The 14799-nt window shown below is 46.6% G+C and carries 13 protein-coding genes; 4 read left to right on the top strand and 9 right to left on the bottom strand.

Annotated features, from left to right (window positions below):
* Positions 1 to 265: 265 nt before the first annotated feature.
* The gene (locus tag RA178_RS21845) at positions 266 to 1336 is read right to left on the bottom strand and encodes a glycosyltransferase (protein WP_306683907.1); all 1071 of its coding nucleotides are present in this window, start codon (positions 1334 to 1336) and stop codon (positions 266 to 268) included.
* Between the two features lie 283 nt (positions 1337 to 1619).
* Between RA178_RS21845 and coaD the strand changes: the two genes are divergently transcribed.
* Complete coding sequence (gene coaD, locus RA178_RS21840; RefSeq protein WP_105250747.1) at positions 1620 to 2111, top strand: pantetheine-phosphate adenylyltransferase; 492 nt, start codon at positions 1620 to 1622, stop codon at positions 2109 to 2111.
* A 90-nt stretch (positions 2112 to 2201) separates the two neighbouring features.
* Positions 2202 to 3677 (top strand): capsule assembly Wzi family protein, encoded by a 1476-nt coding sequence (locus RA178_RS21835; protein WP_263179255.1) that lies wholly within the window; start codon positions 2202 to 2204, stop codon positions 3675 to 3677.
* 72 nt (positions 3678 to 3749) lie between these two features.
* Here the strand turns inward: RA178_RS21835 and mutM are convergent, their stop codons facing one another.
* The 8 genes from mutM to RA178_RS21795 all read right to left on the bottom strand — a co-directional run bounded on the left by mutM (position 3750) and on the right by RA178_RS21795 (position 10811).
* Entirely contained in the window at positions 3750 to 4565 is an 816-nt protein-coding gene (mutM, locus tag RA178_RS21830) for a bifunctional DNA-formamidopyrimidine glycosylase/DNA-(apurinic or apyrimidinic site) lyase (RefSeq protein ID WP_113940164.1), read from the bottom strand.
* A 35-nt stretch (positions 4566 to 4600) separates the two neighbouring features.
* Positions 4601 to 5056 (bottom strand): hypothetical protein, encoded by a 456-nt coding sequence (locus RA178_RS21825; protein WP_306683903.1) that lies wholly within the window; start codon positions 5054 to 5056, stop codon positions 4601 to 4603.
* Positions 5057 to 5146: 90 nt separating this feature from the next.
* On the bottom strand, positions 5147 to 6130 hold the full coding sequence (moaA, locus tag RA178_RS21820) for a GTP 3',8-cyclase MoaA (RefSeq protein WP_131524425.1): 984 nt from the start codon (positions 6128 to 6130) through the stop codon (positions 5147 to 5149).
* A 16-nt stretch (positions 6131 to 6146) separates the two neighbouring features.
* Complete coding sequence (locus RA178_RS21815; RefSeq protein ID WP_306683899.1) at positions 6147 to 7958, bottom strand: bifunctional molybdopterin-guanine dinucleotide biosynthesis adaptor protein MobB/molybdopterin molybdotransferase MoeA; 1812 nt, start codon at positions 7956 to 7958, stop codon at positions 6147 to 6149.
* Between the two features lie 36 nt (positions 7959 to 7994).
* Complete coding sequence (gene mobA, locus RA178_RS21810) at positions 7995 to 8585, bottom strand: molybdenum cofactor guanylyltransferase MobA (RefSeq protein ID WP_113940167.1); 591 nt, start codon at positions 8583 to 8585, stop codon at positions 7995 to 7997.
* Complete coding sequence (locus tag RA178_RS21805; protein WP_173248426.1) at positions 8569 to 9279, bottom strand: ABC transporter ATP-binding protein; 711 nt, start codon at positions 9277 to 9279, stop codon at positions 8569 to 8571. The genes mobA and RA178_RS21805 overlap by 17 nt, the downstream gene beginning before the upstream one ends.
* A gap of 3 nt (positions 9280 to 9282) precedes the next feature.
* On the bottom strand, positions 9283 to 9990 hold the full coding sequence (locus RA178_RS21800; RefSeq protein WP_105250740.1) for an ABC transporter permease: 708 nt from the start codon (positions 9988 to 9990) through the stop codon (positions 9283 to 9285).
* Positions 9987 to 10811, bottom strand: a complete 825-nt coding sequence (locus tag RA178_RS21795; protein WP_105250739.1) for an ABC transporter substrate-binding protein — start codon at positions 10809 to 10811, stop codon at positions 9987 to 9989. Before RA178_RS21795 ends, RA178_RS21800 begins: the two co-directional genes overlap by 4 nt.
* A gap of 284 nt (positions 10812 to 11095) precedes the next feature.
* Between RA178_RS21795 and RA178_RS21790 the strand changes: the two genes are divergently transcribed.
* Positions 11096 to 12478, top strand: coding sequence for a sigma-54-dependent transcriptional regulator (locus RA178_RS21790; protein ID WP_105250738.1), 1383 nt, complete (start codon positions 11096 to 11098; stop codon positions 12476 to 12478).
* Between the two features lies 1 nt (position 12479).
* The gene (locus RA178_RS21785; RefSeq protein WP_105250737.1) at positions 12480 to 14633 is read left to right on the top strand and encodes a sensor histidine kinase; all 2154 of its coding nucleotides are present in this window, start codon (positions 12480 to 12482) and stop codon (positions 14631 to 14633) included.
* The last annotated feature ends 166 nt before the right edge of the window (positions 14634 to 14799 follow it).

Genomic DNA, 14799 nt, shown 5'->3' with positions numbered 1-14799 from the left:
TGAATTTATTTATTCATAAATACAGAATGGTTGACCTTATAATAAACTGTTTTATCGATGTTCAATAAAAGTAATTATACAGGCTAAATGTATTGTATTTCTGTGTGTTATTACTCTTTGTTTGATGCATTTGTTAACGTCTTGTGTTTTTTAATCCAATTAAAACGAGCTTTCATACTGTATCAGAGTGTAACTGGTGTTGGAGGTTAAGTAGAAACTCTACTTATATTCAATAGAGTTTCTACTTTTTACCGTATAAAGATATTTATTCGGCTAAGTTCAAATATTGCTTTGCAATATTTTGACTATCTACGGCTTTAAGAATAGCAAGGTCTTCAAGCGATGGAGGCGATGCCAGACATTCCAGAGCCTTTTGTGCCAACAATGCAGGTTGGCGAACGGGAACCAAATATTTAGCTAAATGTCCGGTAAGGATTTCATTCGGGCCGTGAGGGCAGTCAGTGCTTACGACGGGGGTGCCACAGGCCAATGACTCAATGACTACCGTTGGCAAGCCTTCAAAATCTGAGCTCAGTAGCATTAATTCTGCGTTGGCAATCCAAGCATAGGGATTATGTTGAAAACCGGGTGTGATAATTCGGTGCTCAACACCGTATTTTTGGGCTAATTTACGCGCTTTATTTGGTCGATTACAGAGAAGCACGAGTTTAGGTGCTGTCGGCATATCCCTCAATGCTTTGAAGAGAATGTCATGGCGCTTTTGACGAGTGACTCTACCCACATGGATCATATAAGGCTCATTGGGAATTTCGGCGATGACTTCTTGAGTCTTAATTTTTATTTCTTCTAAGCGAAAAGGGTTGTAGATGGTTTGCACGCTCTGGGGTTTTAACCAAGAAGTGGCTCTGAGTTCGTCGGCAATACCATTTGAGACGGTGATGATTTTTTTGCCGATCAGGGCCTTGGCTTTTTTCCATCTGCGCCAGAAGTGTACTGGACCGCGTTTTAACTCCATCAATAACTCTTGTTTTAACGCACAATGACAGAAGTAGTAGCAAGGATCGAAATGACAGCCGGAAACAACAACATCGCAGTCAGTTGAATTACTGAGAAAGAGTGAAAACTTGCCCGTTTTTTCGGCGGCGCTCACTTTAGCTTTGAGTTGTTGTATCTGCTCCTGTAGCGAAGGTTTTTGACCCGCTTCAAACAGATAATGAATGGTCACATTTTGCGGAGGTATAAAATCGCCTTCCCTGTGAAACACAAACAAATGTACATCTTGTCCTGCTTCCTGTAACACTTCTGCCTGCGACAAGGCGACTTTCACTGTGCCGTTGGAGAAAAAGTTATGGCAAAAAATCGCGATTTTCTTCATATATGCTCTTCTACGTGTCTTCAAACGTCGTTTTTTAAACCTAACACTGCTCAGTGTATATCGTTAAACAGGGGAGCAACATTGTATGTGGTCGGTTTTAATTTCGTGCAACATTATACCTGTTCGTGCCTTTACATGGGCTTAATCAATAGCGTTCTTGCTTATTTTTAAGCTTTTTATCGGTATTTAAAGCCGTTTTTGCTGCGATTATTCACTCGCTTGGCTAAAACGAGTAGACTTGCGAGCAATGATTTTTGGCATCCATGTGAGTTGAGTCAGCAAAGTGCATACAAGAGCAATTTACCCAGGAACTTTTGATCCTATCACCAATGGTCATGCCGACTTGATTGAGCGTGCGGCTAAACTGTTTAAACATGTGGTGATTGGCATTGCGGCTAATCCTTCCAAGCAGCCTAGATTCACCCTTGAAGAGCGAGTTGAATTGGTCAATCGGGTAACTGCTCATTTGGATAATGTCGAGGTGGTGGGGTTTTCGGGGTTGCTAGTGGATTTTGCCAAGGAGCAAAAGGCCAGTGTACTTGTGCGTGGGTTACGCGCGGTATCCGACTTTGAATATGAATTCCAATTAGCAAATATGAATCGCAGATTGAGCCCTGATCTGGAAAGCGTGTTTTTAACGCCTGCCGAGGAAAACTCATTTATCTCTTCAACCTTAGTAAAGGAAGTCGCTTTGCATGGTGGCGATGTGAGCCAGTTTGTTCACCCTGAAGTAACTGCTGCATTGGCGGCAAAGCTTAAGTTGGTTAAACCTTAGATTTTACCTGCGAACTAGATAGTTTTTACGTAGGAGTTTTGTGTTAACTTTGAGGCATTGTTGCCTTGTGATGATACTTAAAAGGATGTTATGAAGGCTTTTTTTTCCCCCACGATCCTTGCTACTAGCATTGCCTCTGGCCTATTTTTTTCTTCAATGCTTGCTGCTGCACCTTGGGTCGATGCCTCTGATATATATCTTAGAGCTGACATTCAAGCACTTGCTGATGCGGGTGTGATCACTGTGCCAGTGAATACTTATCCATTGATGTGGTCAGGTATTGGTGGTGATTTAGCGAAAATTGAGCCTGAGCTGCTTTCTCCCTCTTTAGTACAAGCCTTTGCACGGGTTAATTTTTATTATCAAAATGCTGTCGATAATCGTGGTAATGCACGGATAAAAGTATCGGCAGCATCTGATCCTGCTCGCTTTCAACATTATGGTTCTGACTATCGCGAGAAAGGTGAAGTGCTGGGCTCCTACGAGTATTTAGGATCGCGTGTTGCTTATAAGGCGACTGTGGCAGAAACCTATGATCCGCAAGATAATAAAAACTTCCGCCTTGATGAGTCTTATTTTGCCATCATTTTTGGCAATTGGATCGCAACCTTAGGCGCGGTTGAGCAGTGGTGGGGACCGGGGTTTGACTCGGCTCTACATCGTTCTAATAACGCCCGCCCTATGTCATCGTTAACCTTGAGCCGTAACAATGCCGCAGCTTTTGAAACACCTTGGTTATCTTGGATTGGCCCTTGGACCTTTAAAACCGGATTTAGCTTAACTGAAGTGGATCGTGCTGTGCCTAAGACGGCTGAGTGGGATATGCGCTTAAGTGCAAGACCGATTAAACAGTTAGAAGTGGGATTGTCTTGGTCGACCTTATTTTGTGGTGAGGGCCAAGATTGTAACTTTGACTCTTGGTGGGATTCGGTTGCGAGTAATGCTGTTTGTATCGATGGTACAAATGATTGTGCGCCAAATGAGCGCCGCGATGCAGGCCATAGAACTCAAAGTATTGATATGCGTTATGCCGATACTTTGCAGGATATCCCCGTTGGATTATATCTCGAACATAGTTGTGAAAATGGTAGTGACTGCGGCTCACTTTGGGGTATTGATACCCATTTTGGCACATCGGGTAAGCAGTTTAAGTTGTTCATGGAATATTCGGACACCTATGTAAAATGCGATGGTGATAGTGCCAATTGTTTCTATGAGGATCCTGTCTATCTGAGTGGTGCTCGCTACTATGGTCGTGCTTTGGGTTCTACCTATGATAGCGATGCACAAGTGTTCGTGGTTGGATTAGTTGGCCAGTTTAATAACAGCCGTGGTTTTACCTCGTTGCTGCGTTATGCAAAGCTGAATAAAGATGGCTCCAATGTAGTTAACACTTGGGCACCACAACCGCCAAAAGAAGATTTATTAATGCTGGAGCTTTCTTACCGTATGCCTGTGTGGAAAGGCATGTGGAGCTTAGGTGGAACAGTATCGAGATCGGAGTTTGAAGTTCAAGAAAATGATACCAATGCCACGCTATTTAGCAGTTTTGAGTATCGTTTTTGACAGCTGTAATTGATTAAATAACGAAAAATGCCAAGCACTTGCTTGGCATTTTGGCTTATAAATAACGCAATATTAGCGTGTTTGGCAAATGCCACAAAATACTGTGGTGCGTTGGCCTAAACGGATTTCACTCAGCAAGTTACCGCAGCTTGTGCAGGTTTCACCGCCGCGCCCATAGACATGCAGTTTTTGGGCGAAGTAGCCCGGCTTGCCATCGGCATTGGTGAAGTCTTTCAGCGTGGTGCCACCCTGTTTAATGGCGTGGGCTAAGATTTGCTTCACTTCGGCAACTAAAACGGTCAAACGCTCGATATCGATTTTACCTGCTTCGGCCTCTGGATGAATACCCGCCGCAAACAAGGCTTCATTGGCGTAAATATTGCCTACACCCACTACGATATGATTATCCATCAGGCAGAGCTTGATCGCTTTTTTCTTGCCCGCTAAAGCTGCCGCTAATTGTGCGACATTAAAGGCATGGGTCAGTGGCTCCGGCCCCAGTTTGGCGAGTAATGGATGGGCTTCTTCTGGGAGTTCACACCATAGCCAAGCACCGAATCGTCTTGGATCGTTAAAACGTAAAATGCGGCCGTTGGCGAGCACTAAGTCGATATGGTCATGCTTTTCCACTGGGGTATCGTGGGGCAAAATCCGTAAACTCCCCGACATGCCTAAATGCACTATGCTAGTGCCCGCATCAGTGTCGATTAACAGATACTTAGCACGGCGTCGCACTTGGCGTATAACTTGGCCGATAATCTGTTTGGCTATGTCAGGCACAGGCCAGCGCAACGAGCCATTGCGGATCACAAGATCTATTACGGTTTGCTCGACAAGGTAGGGGGCAATACCCTGACGGGTGACTTCAACTTCTGGTAATTCCGGCATGGATTCTTTCTTATCTTAAGTAAAATTGGGTGACATTAAGTTGCGGGTTTCGCATCGAGGATCGGTTGCAGTTTAGCTCTTAAACTCGGTGGTACTAAATACCAATTACCTGCGGGAGACTTTAAGGCGCCTTCATTGGGAAAATAGATCCACAGTTGAGCATCGCGGATATCTGCAATCTGGATGACTAACTCTTGCGGATTATCTGTGGTTTCTGGCGCGGCGGTTAAGGGGGATACCCGTATGGTTTGCCACGCCTTTGCCCATTCATCACAGTTGAGGACTTTAGTGTCGCACTCCCATTGTGATGCTTGCTTGTGCAGCCATAACCCGTCGAGTTGCAGCTGTGAAAGCGGCGCATTATCGTCAAATAGTCGCTGAGCATCACTCGGAACATTATTGGTTTTGTTATCCATAAAAGTCAGCACGGCGACCATAAAGGCGCAGGCGACTATGATGACGTTATTCCATTGCTTACGAGTTAAGGCCATAGAAATGTGTGACGCTAAGTATGGGGTGATGCTTCGAGTTTATCACGGCCAAATTGAGATGCTAGCCCTTAAGCGATGGAGTGGTGATGCTTAACCGCCAGTGGCATTCATAAAGCGTAGGATTTGTACCTGATTATTGCCAAAGTCGTGCTGCTTAGGCTTGAGATTAATTCCCGCGAGAATAGCGACTTTTAATCTTTCAATATCAGCCGGAAATTCCCGGACTATGCTTTTGAGATCAACGGCATGTTCATTGCCTAAACACAGCAGTAATTGGCCTTCGACTGTGACGCGCACGCGATTACATTCGTGGCAGAAGTTGTGGCTGTGGGGCGAGATAAAGCCGATATGGATTGGGCTGTCGGCCATAGTGTAATAACGTGCTGGGCCACCGGTACGTTTGTTGGAAAGCTGTAGCGGATAGTGACTATTGATGATGGCTTTTACTTCATCGCTGCTGCAATGACGGGCGCGTTTCCGCTCATCCATTTCGCCAAGTGGCATTTCTTCGATAAAGGCGATGTCTAAGTTACGGCCACGGCAGAAATCAACTAAATCAATAACTTCATTATCGTTCTGCTGTTTTAAAATCACCGCATTAATCTTGATACGTTCAAATCCCGCCGCAATAGCCGCATCAATACCATCGATGACTCTGTCTAATTTGCCGTTACGCGTTAGCTGAGTAAACAGTGTGGGGTTTAAGGTATCTAGGCTGATATTGAGGCGCTTTAATCCTGCATCAAACATGGGTTTAGCGAATTTTGTCAGCCTTGAACCATTAGTTGTCATGGATAAATCCGTCAGCCCAGGCAGTTTGCCAAGCAGACCCACTAGCTGGTCGCAATCGGTGCGAACTAAGGGCTCACCGCCGGTCAGGCGAATTTTAGTCACACCAAGCTCGGTAAAGGCTTGGGCAATCCAAGCTAATTCTTCGAGGTGGAGTACGTGATCCTTTGGCAGAAAACAGGGATCTTCCGTCATGCAATAAACACAGCGAAAGTCGCAGCGGTCGGTGACCGAGAGCCGTAAATATTCGACCTTACGGCCAAAGGAATCCACAATTAGACTCATAAAAACTCACTGGATCCTAAAGCAGATCCGCAAAGGGTTGAATAAATACAGTTTCACCTGCATTCACGGCTTCTGCATCATCCCCTATGATGATGAGGCAATTCCCTTTAACCATTGAACTTAACATCCCAGAACCTTGGTTGCCCGTGCTACTCACGTGCAGGCGTCCATCTTTACCAAGCTGATAAATCCCGCGAATAAATTCGGTGCGGCCCTGGCGGCTTCTTAGTGTTTCATCACTTATTGCAGGGAATAGCTGCGCTTGCCAGTTCACTTCACCTGCTAATTTTCGTAAAGCGGGCTGCACAAATTGCAGGAAAGACACCATGACTGCGACTGGGTTGCCAGGTAGCCCGAAGAATAAGCTGTCATTCACTTTACCAAAGGCGAGTGGCCGACCCGGACGCATGTTAATGCGCCAGAAATCAATTTTGCCGAGGCGGGCCAGTACGGTTTTAATGTAGTCCGCATCGCCGACAGACACGCCACCCGAGCTAATGACGATATCGGCAAGGTTGGCGGCTTTAGCGAGAGTTGCTTCAAGGGCGGCTTCAGAATCTTCGATAATGCCTAAATCGATAACGTCACAACCGAGACGTTTTGCCATCGCTTTGATGGTAAAGCGGTTTGAGTCATAAATGCAGTTAGCTTTGAGTACTTCGCCAGGCTGGCTCACTTCATCGCCGGTGGAGAATACTGCAACAGTTGGGCGGCGATATACACTCACGTGATTGAGCCCGAGTGAGGCCAGTAAACCTTGTTCTGCGGCGCTTAGGCGAGTGGCTTTTGCAAGTGCGACTTGGCCTTGAGCAATATCTTCTCCAGCGAGGCGAACGTGTTGGCCAGAAAGAATACGGCCTTCAAAGCTAACAATGCCATCGACTTCCTTAGCAAGCTCTCGGGGCTGCACTGTATCGGCACCCGCAGGCACTGTTGCGCCCGTCATGATACGCACGGTTTCGCCGACCTTAAGCGTGGCTGAATATTGATGACCGGCAAGAACCTCTCCCACCAATTTTAATGTGGTAGGCATGGGGTCTTGATAGACAAAGGCGTAGCCATCCATCGCCGAATTGGTTTGTTGTGGCACGTCGACGGGAGAAATGCTGTCGCTGGCCAGTACGCGGTTATCTAAGGCATCTAACTCAATGTCTTCAATCTCTGCCACAGGTGAAACATGGGATAAAATTTGCGCTAAACCTTGGCTGACGCTGAGGTTTTTGTTGTCGCCTATGGCGCAGGTATCCACTGCCGAAATGGGGTATTGGAGTGGCGCTTCCCAGTTTTGGGCGTACTCCATCACAAAATCGGCAATCTGGCTGACATTGTTGAGATCGAGACGGCGCAGCTCACTCGGGAGTGCGTCGCTGGGCAACTGAGTGTCATCGCAACAGGCGATGGCGAGGATATTCTCATCTTGGGTGTAGATAAAAGGTTTGCCGTGGGCGGCGCGGTGCAATTCAATCTTAGGTAAGGCAAGTTTTTTAAAGCCTTCGACGAGGACGATATCGACTTTGTCGGCTTCGATTTGCTTGAGTAAATGGACTAACTCAGGATCGCCATCGCGCGCATCTTCTGTCATCAGCGCCCAGCGTACATGGGAGGCGACCAGCATTTGTCGCGCGCCAGCCTTGCGCATTTCGTAACTGTCTTTGCCGGGAATATCTACGTCGAAATTATGGTGGGCATGTTTGATTACGGCTAAGCGCAGGCCACGTTGATTTAATTCGGGGATCAATTGCTTGAGTAAGGTGGTTTTCCCCGTGCCACTGTAGGCACAAAATCCGAGAACGGGAATAGCGAGCGGATTGACGAAGGGGTTACTCATTTGCACCTCTAATTTGGGTTATTGGAGCCTTTTTAGCTATTGGGTGATTTCTATCGCTAGTCGTTGTTTTTGTTCTGGCGTATTCACATTCACAAAAGCATTGGGCTGGTCGGCGAATGACGCTACGACGAAGTGATGTTTGATATACCAAAAGTCCACTTTACGCTCACCCGCCTCAAGAAACGCTTTCATCGAGTCACGTAAGCTAGGTTTTAAGAGTAAAACAACGGGTTGTTCATACTCACCGTCACTGGCGACAGCAATCTCGGCTTTTTCTGCCTCAATTGCTGCCAACATACGCGGAACAAGGTCGAGTGGCAGGAGTGGGCAGTCGCAGGGCACTACTAATAAGTAGTCTGCATCTGTTTGGCCCATAGCGGTGATCATACCCGCTAAAGGTCCGAGGAAACCACTATGCTCGTCACTTATTACCTTAAAACCGAACTCAGCATAACGTGTTTGGTTACGATTTGCGTTGATCAGGATCTCCTTAACCTGAGGTTTTATTCTATCTATTGTGTGCTTAATCATGGCTTCACCGTTTAATTCGACGAGACCTTTATCGTCGCCACCCATGCGACGGGCCATACCACCGGCGAGAATAACGGCATCAATTTGCGATGACATACAAAGGCTCCTGTGCTGGCAAAGATTCAGGCTGTTGATAAGAGGTCATCACGCGCTCACCTTCTATGTGCCACTGTTGTTCGCAGATGGCGGTTAACGCGCAATTCTGATGGCTACTCAGTAACATTCCTGTGCCTTCGTGTTTGAGTTGTTGGATCATTTTTAATACTAGCTCTTGGGAATCCTTGTCCATATTGGAGGTGGGTTCATCGAGCATTAATAGTTTAGGTTGTAGGATCCAAGCGCGCGCAATCGCGAGGCGCTGTCTTTCGCCACCAGAGAGATTACTGGCCCTTTCGTGCAGCAGCGATCCTAGCTGCGCCATCTCAATTGCTTGAGTAATCCGCTGTTTAGCCTTGGCTTTTGTTTCTGAGCTGAAATTCAGCCCATAGGTGAGATTATATTCTACTGTGCCGTCGAACAAATAAGGATGTTGGTGCAGATAAACGGCCTTACCTAACAATGGATTGCGTCGCCACCAAGCATTTTTGGCAAAACCGACAGCCTCAATATGGCCTTTGGTTGGTGGCATTAAGCCCGCCAGAATTTTCATCAAGGTTGATTTGCCTGTGCCATTGTCGCCTTGCAGATAAATCACATCTCCTTGGCAGAGCGATAATACGTCGGCTTTGAATAACAGGCGCGCGCCAAAGGACATTTCTACGTCACGGGCGATCAGTTTGACCTTAGTCATTGCTTAATGGCTCCTTGGCATGGCTTTGCCGCGTAAACTACCTAAGGCAAAGTTGAGGATCAAGGCCAAGATTAGCAGCACTAGCCCGAGGGCGATAGCTTGGGCGAAGTCACCTTTGCTGGTTTCAAGTGCGATTGCAGTAGGAATATTACGGGTTACGTTTAAAATATTGCCGCCGACCATCATAGAGCAGCCGACTTCGGTCAGAATGCGACTAAAGGCCGCGACAATCGCCAGCAGTAAGGGCATGCGCAGTTCTCGGCAGACTGTCCACACTGCACGGCACCAAGAGGCGCCTAAGGTGCGTGAGGTTTCCCAAGCTCTGCGATCAACGCTAGTGAATGCGGCTTGGCTCATTGCAATTAGTACGGGGGCACAGATGAACATTTGCCCGAGAATCATTCCTTCTTGGGTAAATAACCATTTTAGATCGCCCAGAGGACCGTTGCGTGTTAGCAGTAAATACACGAGTAGACCGATAACCACTGTGGGGATTGATTGCAGAGTTTGAACTAAGTTAGTGACTATCCATTTGCCGCGAAATGGCGCAAACGCCAATACAAAGCCGAGCACCATGGAAGGAACAAGCGTGATCAGCAGTGCCGCGAAAGAAACCGAAAACGAGATCGAAATGATGGACCAAACGTCAGGGTCTAAAGAAAACAGCAGGCTTAACGCCTGCTGTAATAGTGCTAGCCAGCCGTCGTTCATTCGCTATAAGTTGCCTTGAACAATTGCTCGCCTTCGACTTTGAAGTTGTTGATCATGCTTTGACCTTCTTTGCTGATCAACCAGTCGCTGAATGCTTTAGCGCCTTTGTGGTTCAGATCTGGGTATTTAGCAGGGTTGATGAGAATGACTTGGTATGGGTTGGCTAAGGTTTTGCCACCATCGAAATCAACGGCAAGATCGAGTTTAGTTTTATAAGCCACGAAAGTACCACGGTCAGACAGAGTGTAACCTTGCATTTCGTTTGCCATCAGCAGGGTTTTACCCATGCCTTGACCGACTGAAGTATAACCTTTGAAGTTAGGAGTAACATTTGCCGCTTTCCATACTTCTAACTCTTTGATGTGAGTGCCTGAATTGTCACCACGAGAGATAAAAGGCACGCCTGATTTTGCCATTTTAACGAAAGCTTCTTCGGCCGTTTTGCTGTCACGGATTTTTGCTGGGTCGTTTTTAGGGCCAAGTACTACGAAATCATTTTCCATAATGCCACGGGGCTCAACACCAAAACCATCGGCTACGAATTTAGCTTCGGCGCTAGGCGCGTGAGTCATGACTAAATCCACGTCACCTTGCTCACCTAGTTTCAGGGCTTTACCTGTACCTGTGGCGATGACTTGAACCTTGTAGCCTGATTCACTTTCGAACTTAGGTAACAGTTCTTTCAATAGGCCTGAGTTTTCTGTGCTGGTGGTGGTGGCTAACTTGATAATTTCAGTCGAGTGAGCGGGTAAAACAGTGAACATACTGGCTGCAACAACCAGTCCCAGTAATGACTTCATATGAGATTTCATGTTTAGCATGGGTACTCCTTGGCGGAAAATAGGATTCCAACTCAAATGCCTACTGAGTGGAAGGTCTCGTAAATTGTAATACGTTCGGTTGAAAGCAAGTTAGATGCCAAGCTGAGAATGCGGTCATTTTCTTCACAGCTTAACCTAATTTGTGAGCTTGATCCCAAGCTTAACAAATACTCTACAGACAAATTGTCTCAGGACAAACTTCTGATGGTTCATAGTGACCTATTCATCTATTTTCAGTGCTAGAATTGGTCGCAAATGAGTCAAAATGTCCAGAAGCAGACAATATGAGCCAGATAGATAATAACCTCAAGCCCCTTCCATCGGCAGTATCGGTACTGATTGTTGATGATGAACCCGGAATGCGGAGTTTTTTAAATAAGGCACTCTCGAAGAAATTTGCCTTAGTCGAAACGGCGGGCAGTATCGAAGATGCGGAGCAGCTGCGTAGCCGTTGCCATTTCGATTTGCTTATCGTCGACATTCGTCTGCCTGGTCGTTCGGGTATCGAATGGCATGAAGCGTTGGATGAGCAGGGGCGTCGTTCGGACATCATATTCATGACTGGCTATGCTGACATGGAAGTCGCGATTACTGCGCTACGTGCGGGTGCTTCTGACTTCATCATGAAACCTTTCCATCTCGAACAGATGATGACTGCGGTCGATCGCTGTATCGAACGTCGCTTGCTTAAACGTGAAAACTTGATGCTGCGTCGTGAGGTTTCAATCGGTTATTCATCGACCATTATTGGCAGCAGTGAAGCCATGAAGTCGGTGAAACATATCATCGAACGTGTGGCGCCGACCAATGCCGTCGTCTTGATCCAAGGTGAGTCGGGCACGGGTAAGGAATTAGTCGCACGGCAATTACATTTGCTTAGTGGACGTCAGGGACCTTTTGTCCCAGTTAACTGTGGCTCTATCGCCCCTGAACTGCTCGAAAGTGAATTGTTTGGCCATACCGCCGGTGCCTTTACGGGTGCGAAAGGCAATCGTGAAGGTTTATTCAGTTTTGCTTCTGGCGGGACGATTTTTCTCGATGAAATTGGCGAAATGCCACTGAAAATGCAAACGGCATTGCTCAGAGTATTAGAGCAAAAAGCGATTCGTCCTGTGGGCAGCGAGAAAGAAGTTAACATCGATGTGCGAGTGATCGCGGCCACTAACCGTACTCTGATTGATGAAGTGGATGCAGGGAATTTCCGTCGAGACTTATATTATCGGCTGAATGTGCTCGATATTTTAATCCCGCCATTACGTGATAGACCCGAAGATGTAGTGGAGTTAACCCATCATTTCACTCGCCAACTTGCCGCTGAATTAGGGGTAAGAGAAGTCGTGTGGAGCCATGAAGATATGGTGAAACTACAGCAACACGAGTGGCCTGGTAACATTCGTGAACTGCGCAACATGATTGAGCGTTGTATTTTGCTGGGCAAACCGCCAGCGGAATATTGGAAGCAACAGCTGAAGAGTGAGTCTTTATCTACATCGGGTTATCCATTGGATTGGCCATTGAAAGACGTGGAAAAACACCATGTGACCAGTGTTGTGGACTTACATTCTGGCAATAAGTCTGCTGCGGCGAGGGATTTAGGCGTATCGCGCAAGACCTTAGATCGCAAGTATAAAGAGTGGTTTGATTTTAGTGGCGAACAGGAGTCATAGGGTGTCATTCTTCACTCACTTTTTTGGTGTCAGTTGGCAGCAAATGCAGGCCAAGGTGCGCTATCGCATATTAATCCTGACGTTACTGCCCATTCTACTGACACTGGTGAGTTTAGTGTTTATCACTATTTACTGGAACATCAGTTATACAGGTAAGCAGCTGTTTATGAAGGTTAAAGCTGACTTGTCTGTTGCCGAAAACACTTTGCAGCAAGTGCAAGTACGCCAAGAAAAACAACTTGAACGTGTGGTGACGTCTTGGACCTTTCAAAATGACTTTAGGCCACTTTTCAGTGGTAAAGAATTAAGTGGCGAAGTCAGCTACCGAGCCAGTATTGATGCTTTTCTCCTTGAACAGAAAAAACAGCTAAATCTCGATTATCTGCGTTTAGTCAGTGTTGCCGAAGCGGCCGCAGACCCAGATTTACGCCAAATCCTTCCTAAGTTAGACGGTTTATTACCTTACTCCGGCTTGATGGTGCTGCCGCCCGAGCGTTTAGCACGTATCGACCCCGAATTGGCTATCACTGCGAGCATTCCGATAGTTGCAACCTTGCGGGCGCAGAGCCCCGTTAAAACCGTTGAAGAACGTGGTTTATTGAGCCGTAGCCTATTGCCCGTCCCTGATATGGAAGGCAAAGTGGCTTGGTATCTCGATGGTGGGATCTTGTTTAATCGCGATACTCGAATTGTCGACCACATTCGCGATCTGGTATACGACAAAGGCACCTTGCCCGAGCGTTCCATCGGTACTGTGACCATCTTCTTAGATAACATCCGTATTTCCACCAACGTGCCGCTGCATTTTTATCCCACAGGCAATGAGACGCTGGGCCGCGCGCTTGGCAGTTTAGTGTCGGAGGAAGTGAAAGACAAAGTGTTAACTCAAGGCGAGCAGTGGGTCGATCGCGCTTTCGTATTTAACGATTGGTTTATTTCCGCTTATGCCCCCTTGGAAGATGTTCGCGGCCAACGTGTCGGTATGATCTATACCGGCTTTTCTGAATCGCCATTTATCCATAATTATTTACTCAATATCATAGAGCTAGGCACGATTCTAATGTTAGTGCTGTTGGTCTCTGGCCTGCTGGTTTATCGCGGTGCTTATAGTTTATTGCAGCCCATTGAACGTATTCACCATGTTGTACAAGCAGTGCAGTCGGGGCGCAATATTCGTATCGGCGCCTTAGGATTAGATAGGGATAATGAGTTATCGAACTTAGCCGAGCAATTTGACAGTATGCTTGACTTGCTACAGCGTCGAAATGCCCAAATTCAAGCGGCGGCAGAACAGCTTGAAATGAAGGTTGAAGAGCGTACTCGTAGCCTGCAGGATAAAACCTTAGAGCTGCAACGTAACGTGGCATTACTAAACGAAACGCGTCAACAGCTCGTCACTAACGAGAAGCTCACTGCTCTTGGCGAATTGACCGCAGGTATCGCCCATGAAATCAATAATCCGACTGCCGTAATTCTTGGCAATATGGAGTTACTGCGCTACGAACTTGGTGATAATGCTGAAGTAGTAAAAGAAGAAATTGATCTAGTCATTCAACAGGTTGGGCGGATCAGCACTATCATCCGCAGCCTGTTGCAATACAGCCGACCTGGCGAATTCAACGCGCCACTAGAAATGCATCCGATGACTCCTATTATCGAAGAAATGTTGGTGTTGGTGCGACATTCGATTCAGAAACAAGAAGTCGTGCTGATCACTGAGTTAAACGCCAGTTGTCCTGTACAGGTTAATCGTCCGCAGTTGCTGCAAGTCTTGATTAATCTTGTAGTGAATGCGGCGCATGCGATGGACGGTAAAGGACGTATTTGGGTGCGAACCTATGACTGGGTGCAGCAAGATATGCCGATTGGCGTCAAAATCGAAGTGGAAGATGAAGGCTCAGGGATAGCGCCAGAGCAGCTTGGACGGATTTTCGACCCTTTTTATACCACACGTAAGGATGGCACTGGTTTAGGTCTTTCGCTTAGTTACGGCATTATCAAGCGGATTGGTGGCACGATAGAAGTGAGTTCAACTTTGGGTAAAGGGTCTTTATTTACCATAGGTTTGTATCATGAAGCGAAGGAAGATCAGCAAAATAATCCCTACGATGGCTTACACTTTGCGGGCAATTACAGCGATATGTCTGCAGATTAGTCTTATCCCGTTAGATAGACATTGTGTTATATTTGGCTGATTAGGTTTGAATTAAAATATGTCTAGCGATTGCTGGCTTTGTATTATGTGGCTTTGCATTACTGATTTTTAGGCAAAAAAAAGCCGGATGATGAGTCCGGCCACAAAGAGTGTGTGTGAGCAATGT

This window comes from Shewanella oncorhynchi, assembly GCF_030848765.1.
Lineage (GTDB): Bacteria > Pseudomonadota > Gammaproteobacteria > Enterobacterales > Shewanellaceae > Shewanella > Shewanella oncorhynchi.
The sequence above is the reverse complement of the archived record's forward strand: the minus strand, read 5'-3'. Positions and strand labels throughout refer to the sequence as shown.

What these genes read in the sequence shown, in the direction of transcription:
- RA178_RS21835 (WP_263179255.1), top strand. Translation starts at nt 2,202, where the DNA reads ATGAAGGCTTTTTTTTCCCCCACGATCCTTGCTACTAGCATTGCCTCT.
- mutM (WP_113940164.1), bottom strand. Translation starts at nt 4,565, where the DNA reads ATGCCGGAATTACCAGAAGTTGAAGTCACCCGTCAGGGTATTGCCCCC.
- RA178_RS21790 (WP_105250738.1), top strand. Translation starts at nt 11,096, where the DNA reads ATGAGCCAGATAGATAATAACCTCAAGCCCCTTCCATCGGCAGTATCG.
- mobA (WP_113940167.1), bottom strand. Translation starts at nt 8,585, where the DNA reads ATGTCATCGCAAATTGATGCCGTTATTCTCGCCGGTGGTATGGCCCGT.
- RA178_RS21800 (WP_105250740.1), bottom strand. Translation starts at nt 9,990, where the DNA reads ATGAACGACGGCTGGCTAGCACTATTACAGCAGGCGTTAAGCCTGCTG.
- RA178_RS21825 (WP_306683903.1), bottom strand. Translation starts at nt 5,056, where the DNA reads ATGGCCTTAACTCGTAAGCAATGGAATAACGTCATCATAGTCGCCTGC.
- RA178_RS21805 (WP_173248426.1), bottom strand. Translation starts at nt 9,279, where the DNA reads ATGACTAAGGTCAAACTGATCGCCCGTGACGTAGAAATGTCCTTTGGC.
- RA178_RS21795 (WP_105250739.1), bottom strand. Translation starts at nt 10,811, where the DNA reads ATGCTAAACATGAAATCTCATATGAAGTCATTACTGGGACTGGTTGTT.
- RA178_RS21845 (WP_306683907.1), bottom strand. Translation starts at nt 1,336, where the DNA reads ATGAAGAAAATCGCGATTTTTTGCCATAACTTTTTCTCCAACGGCACA.
- RA178_RS21815 (WP_306683899.1), bottom strand. Translation starts at nt 7,958, where the DNA reads ATGAGTAACCCCTTCGTCAATCCGCTCGCTATTCCCGTTCTCGGATTT.
- moaA (WP_131524425.1), bottom strand. Translation starts at nt 6,130, where the DNA reads ATGAGTCTAATTGTGGATTCCTTTGGCCGTAAGGTCGAATATTTACGG.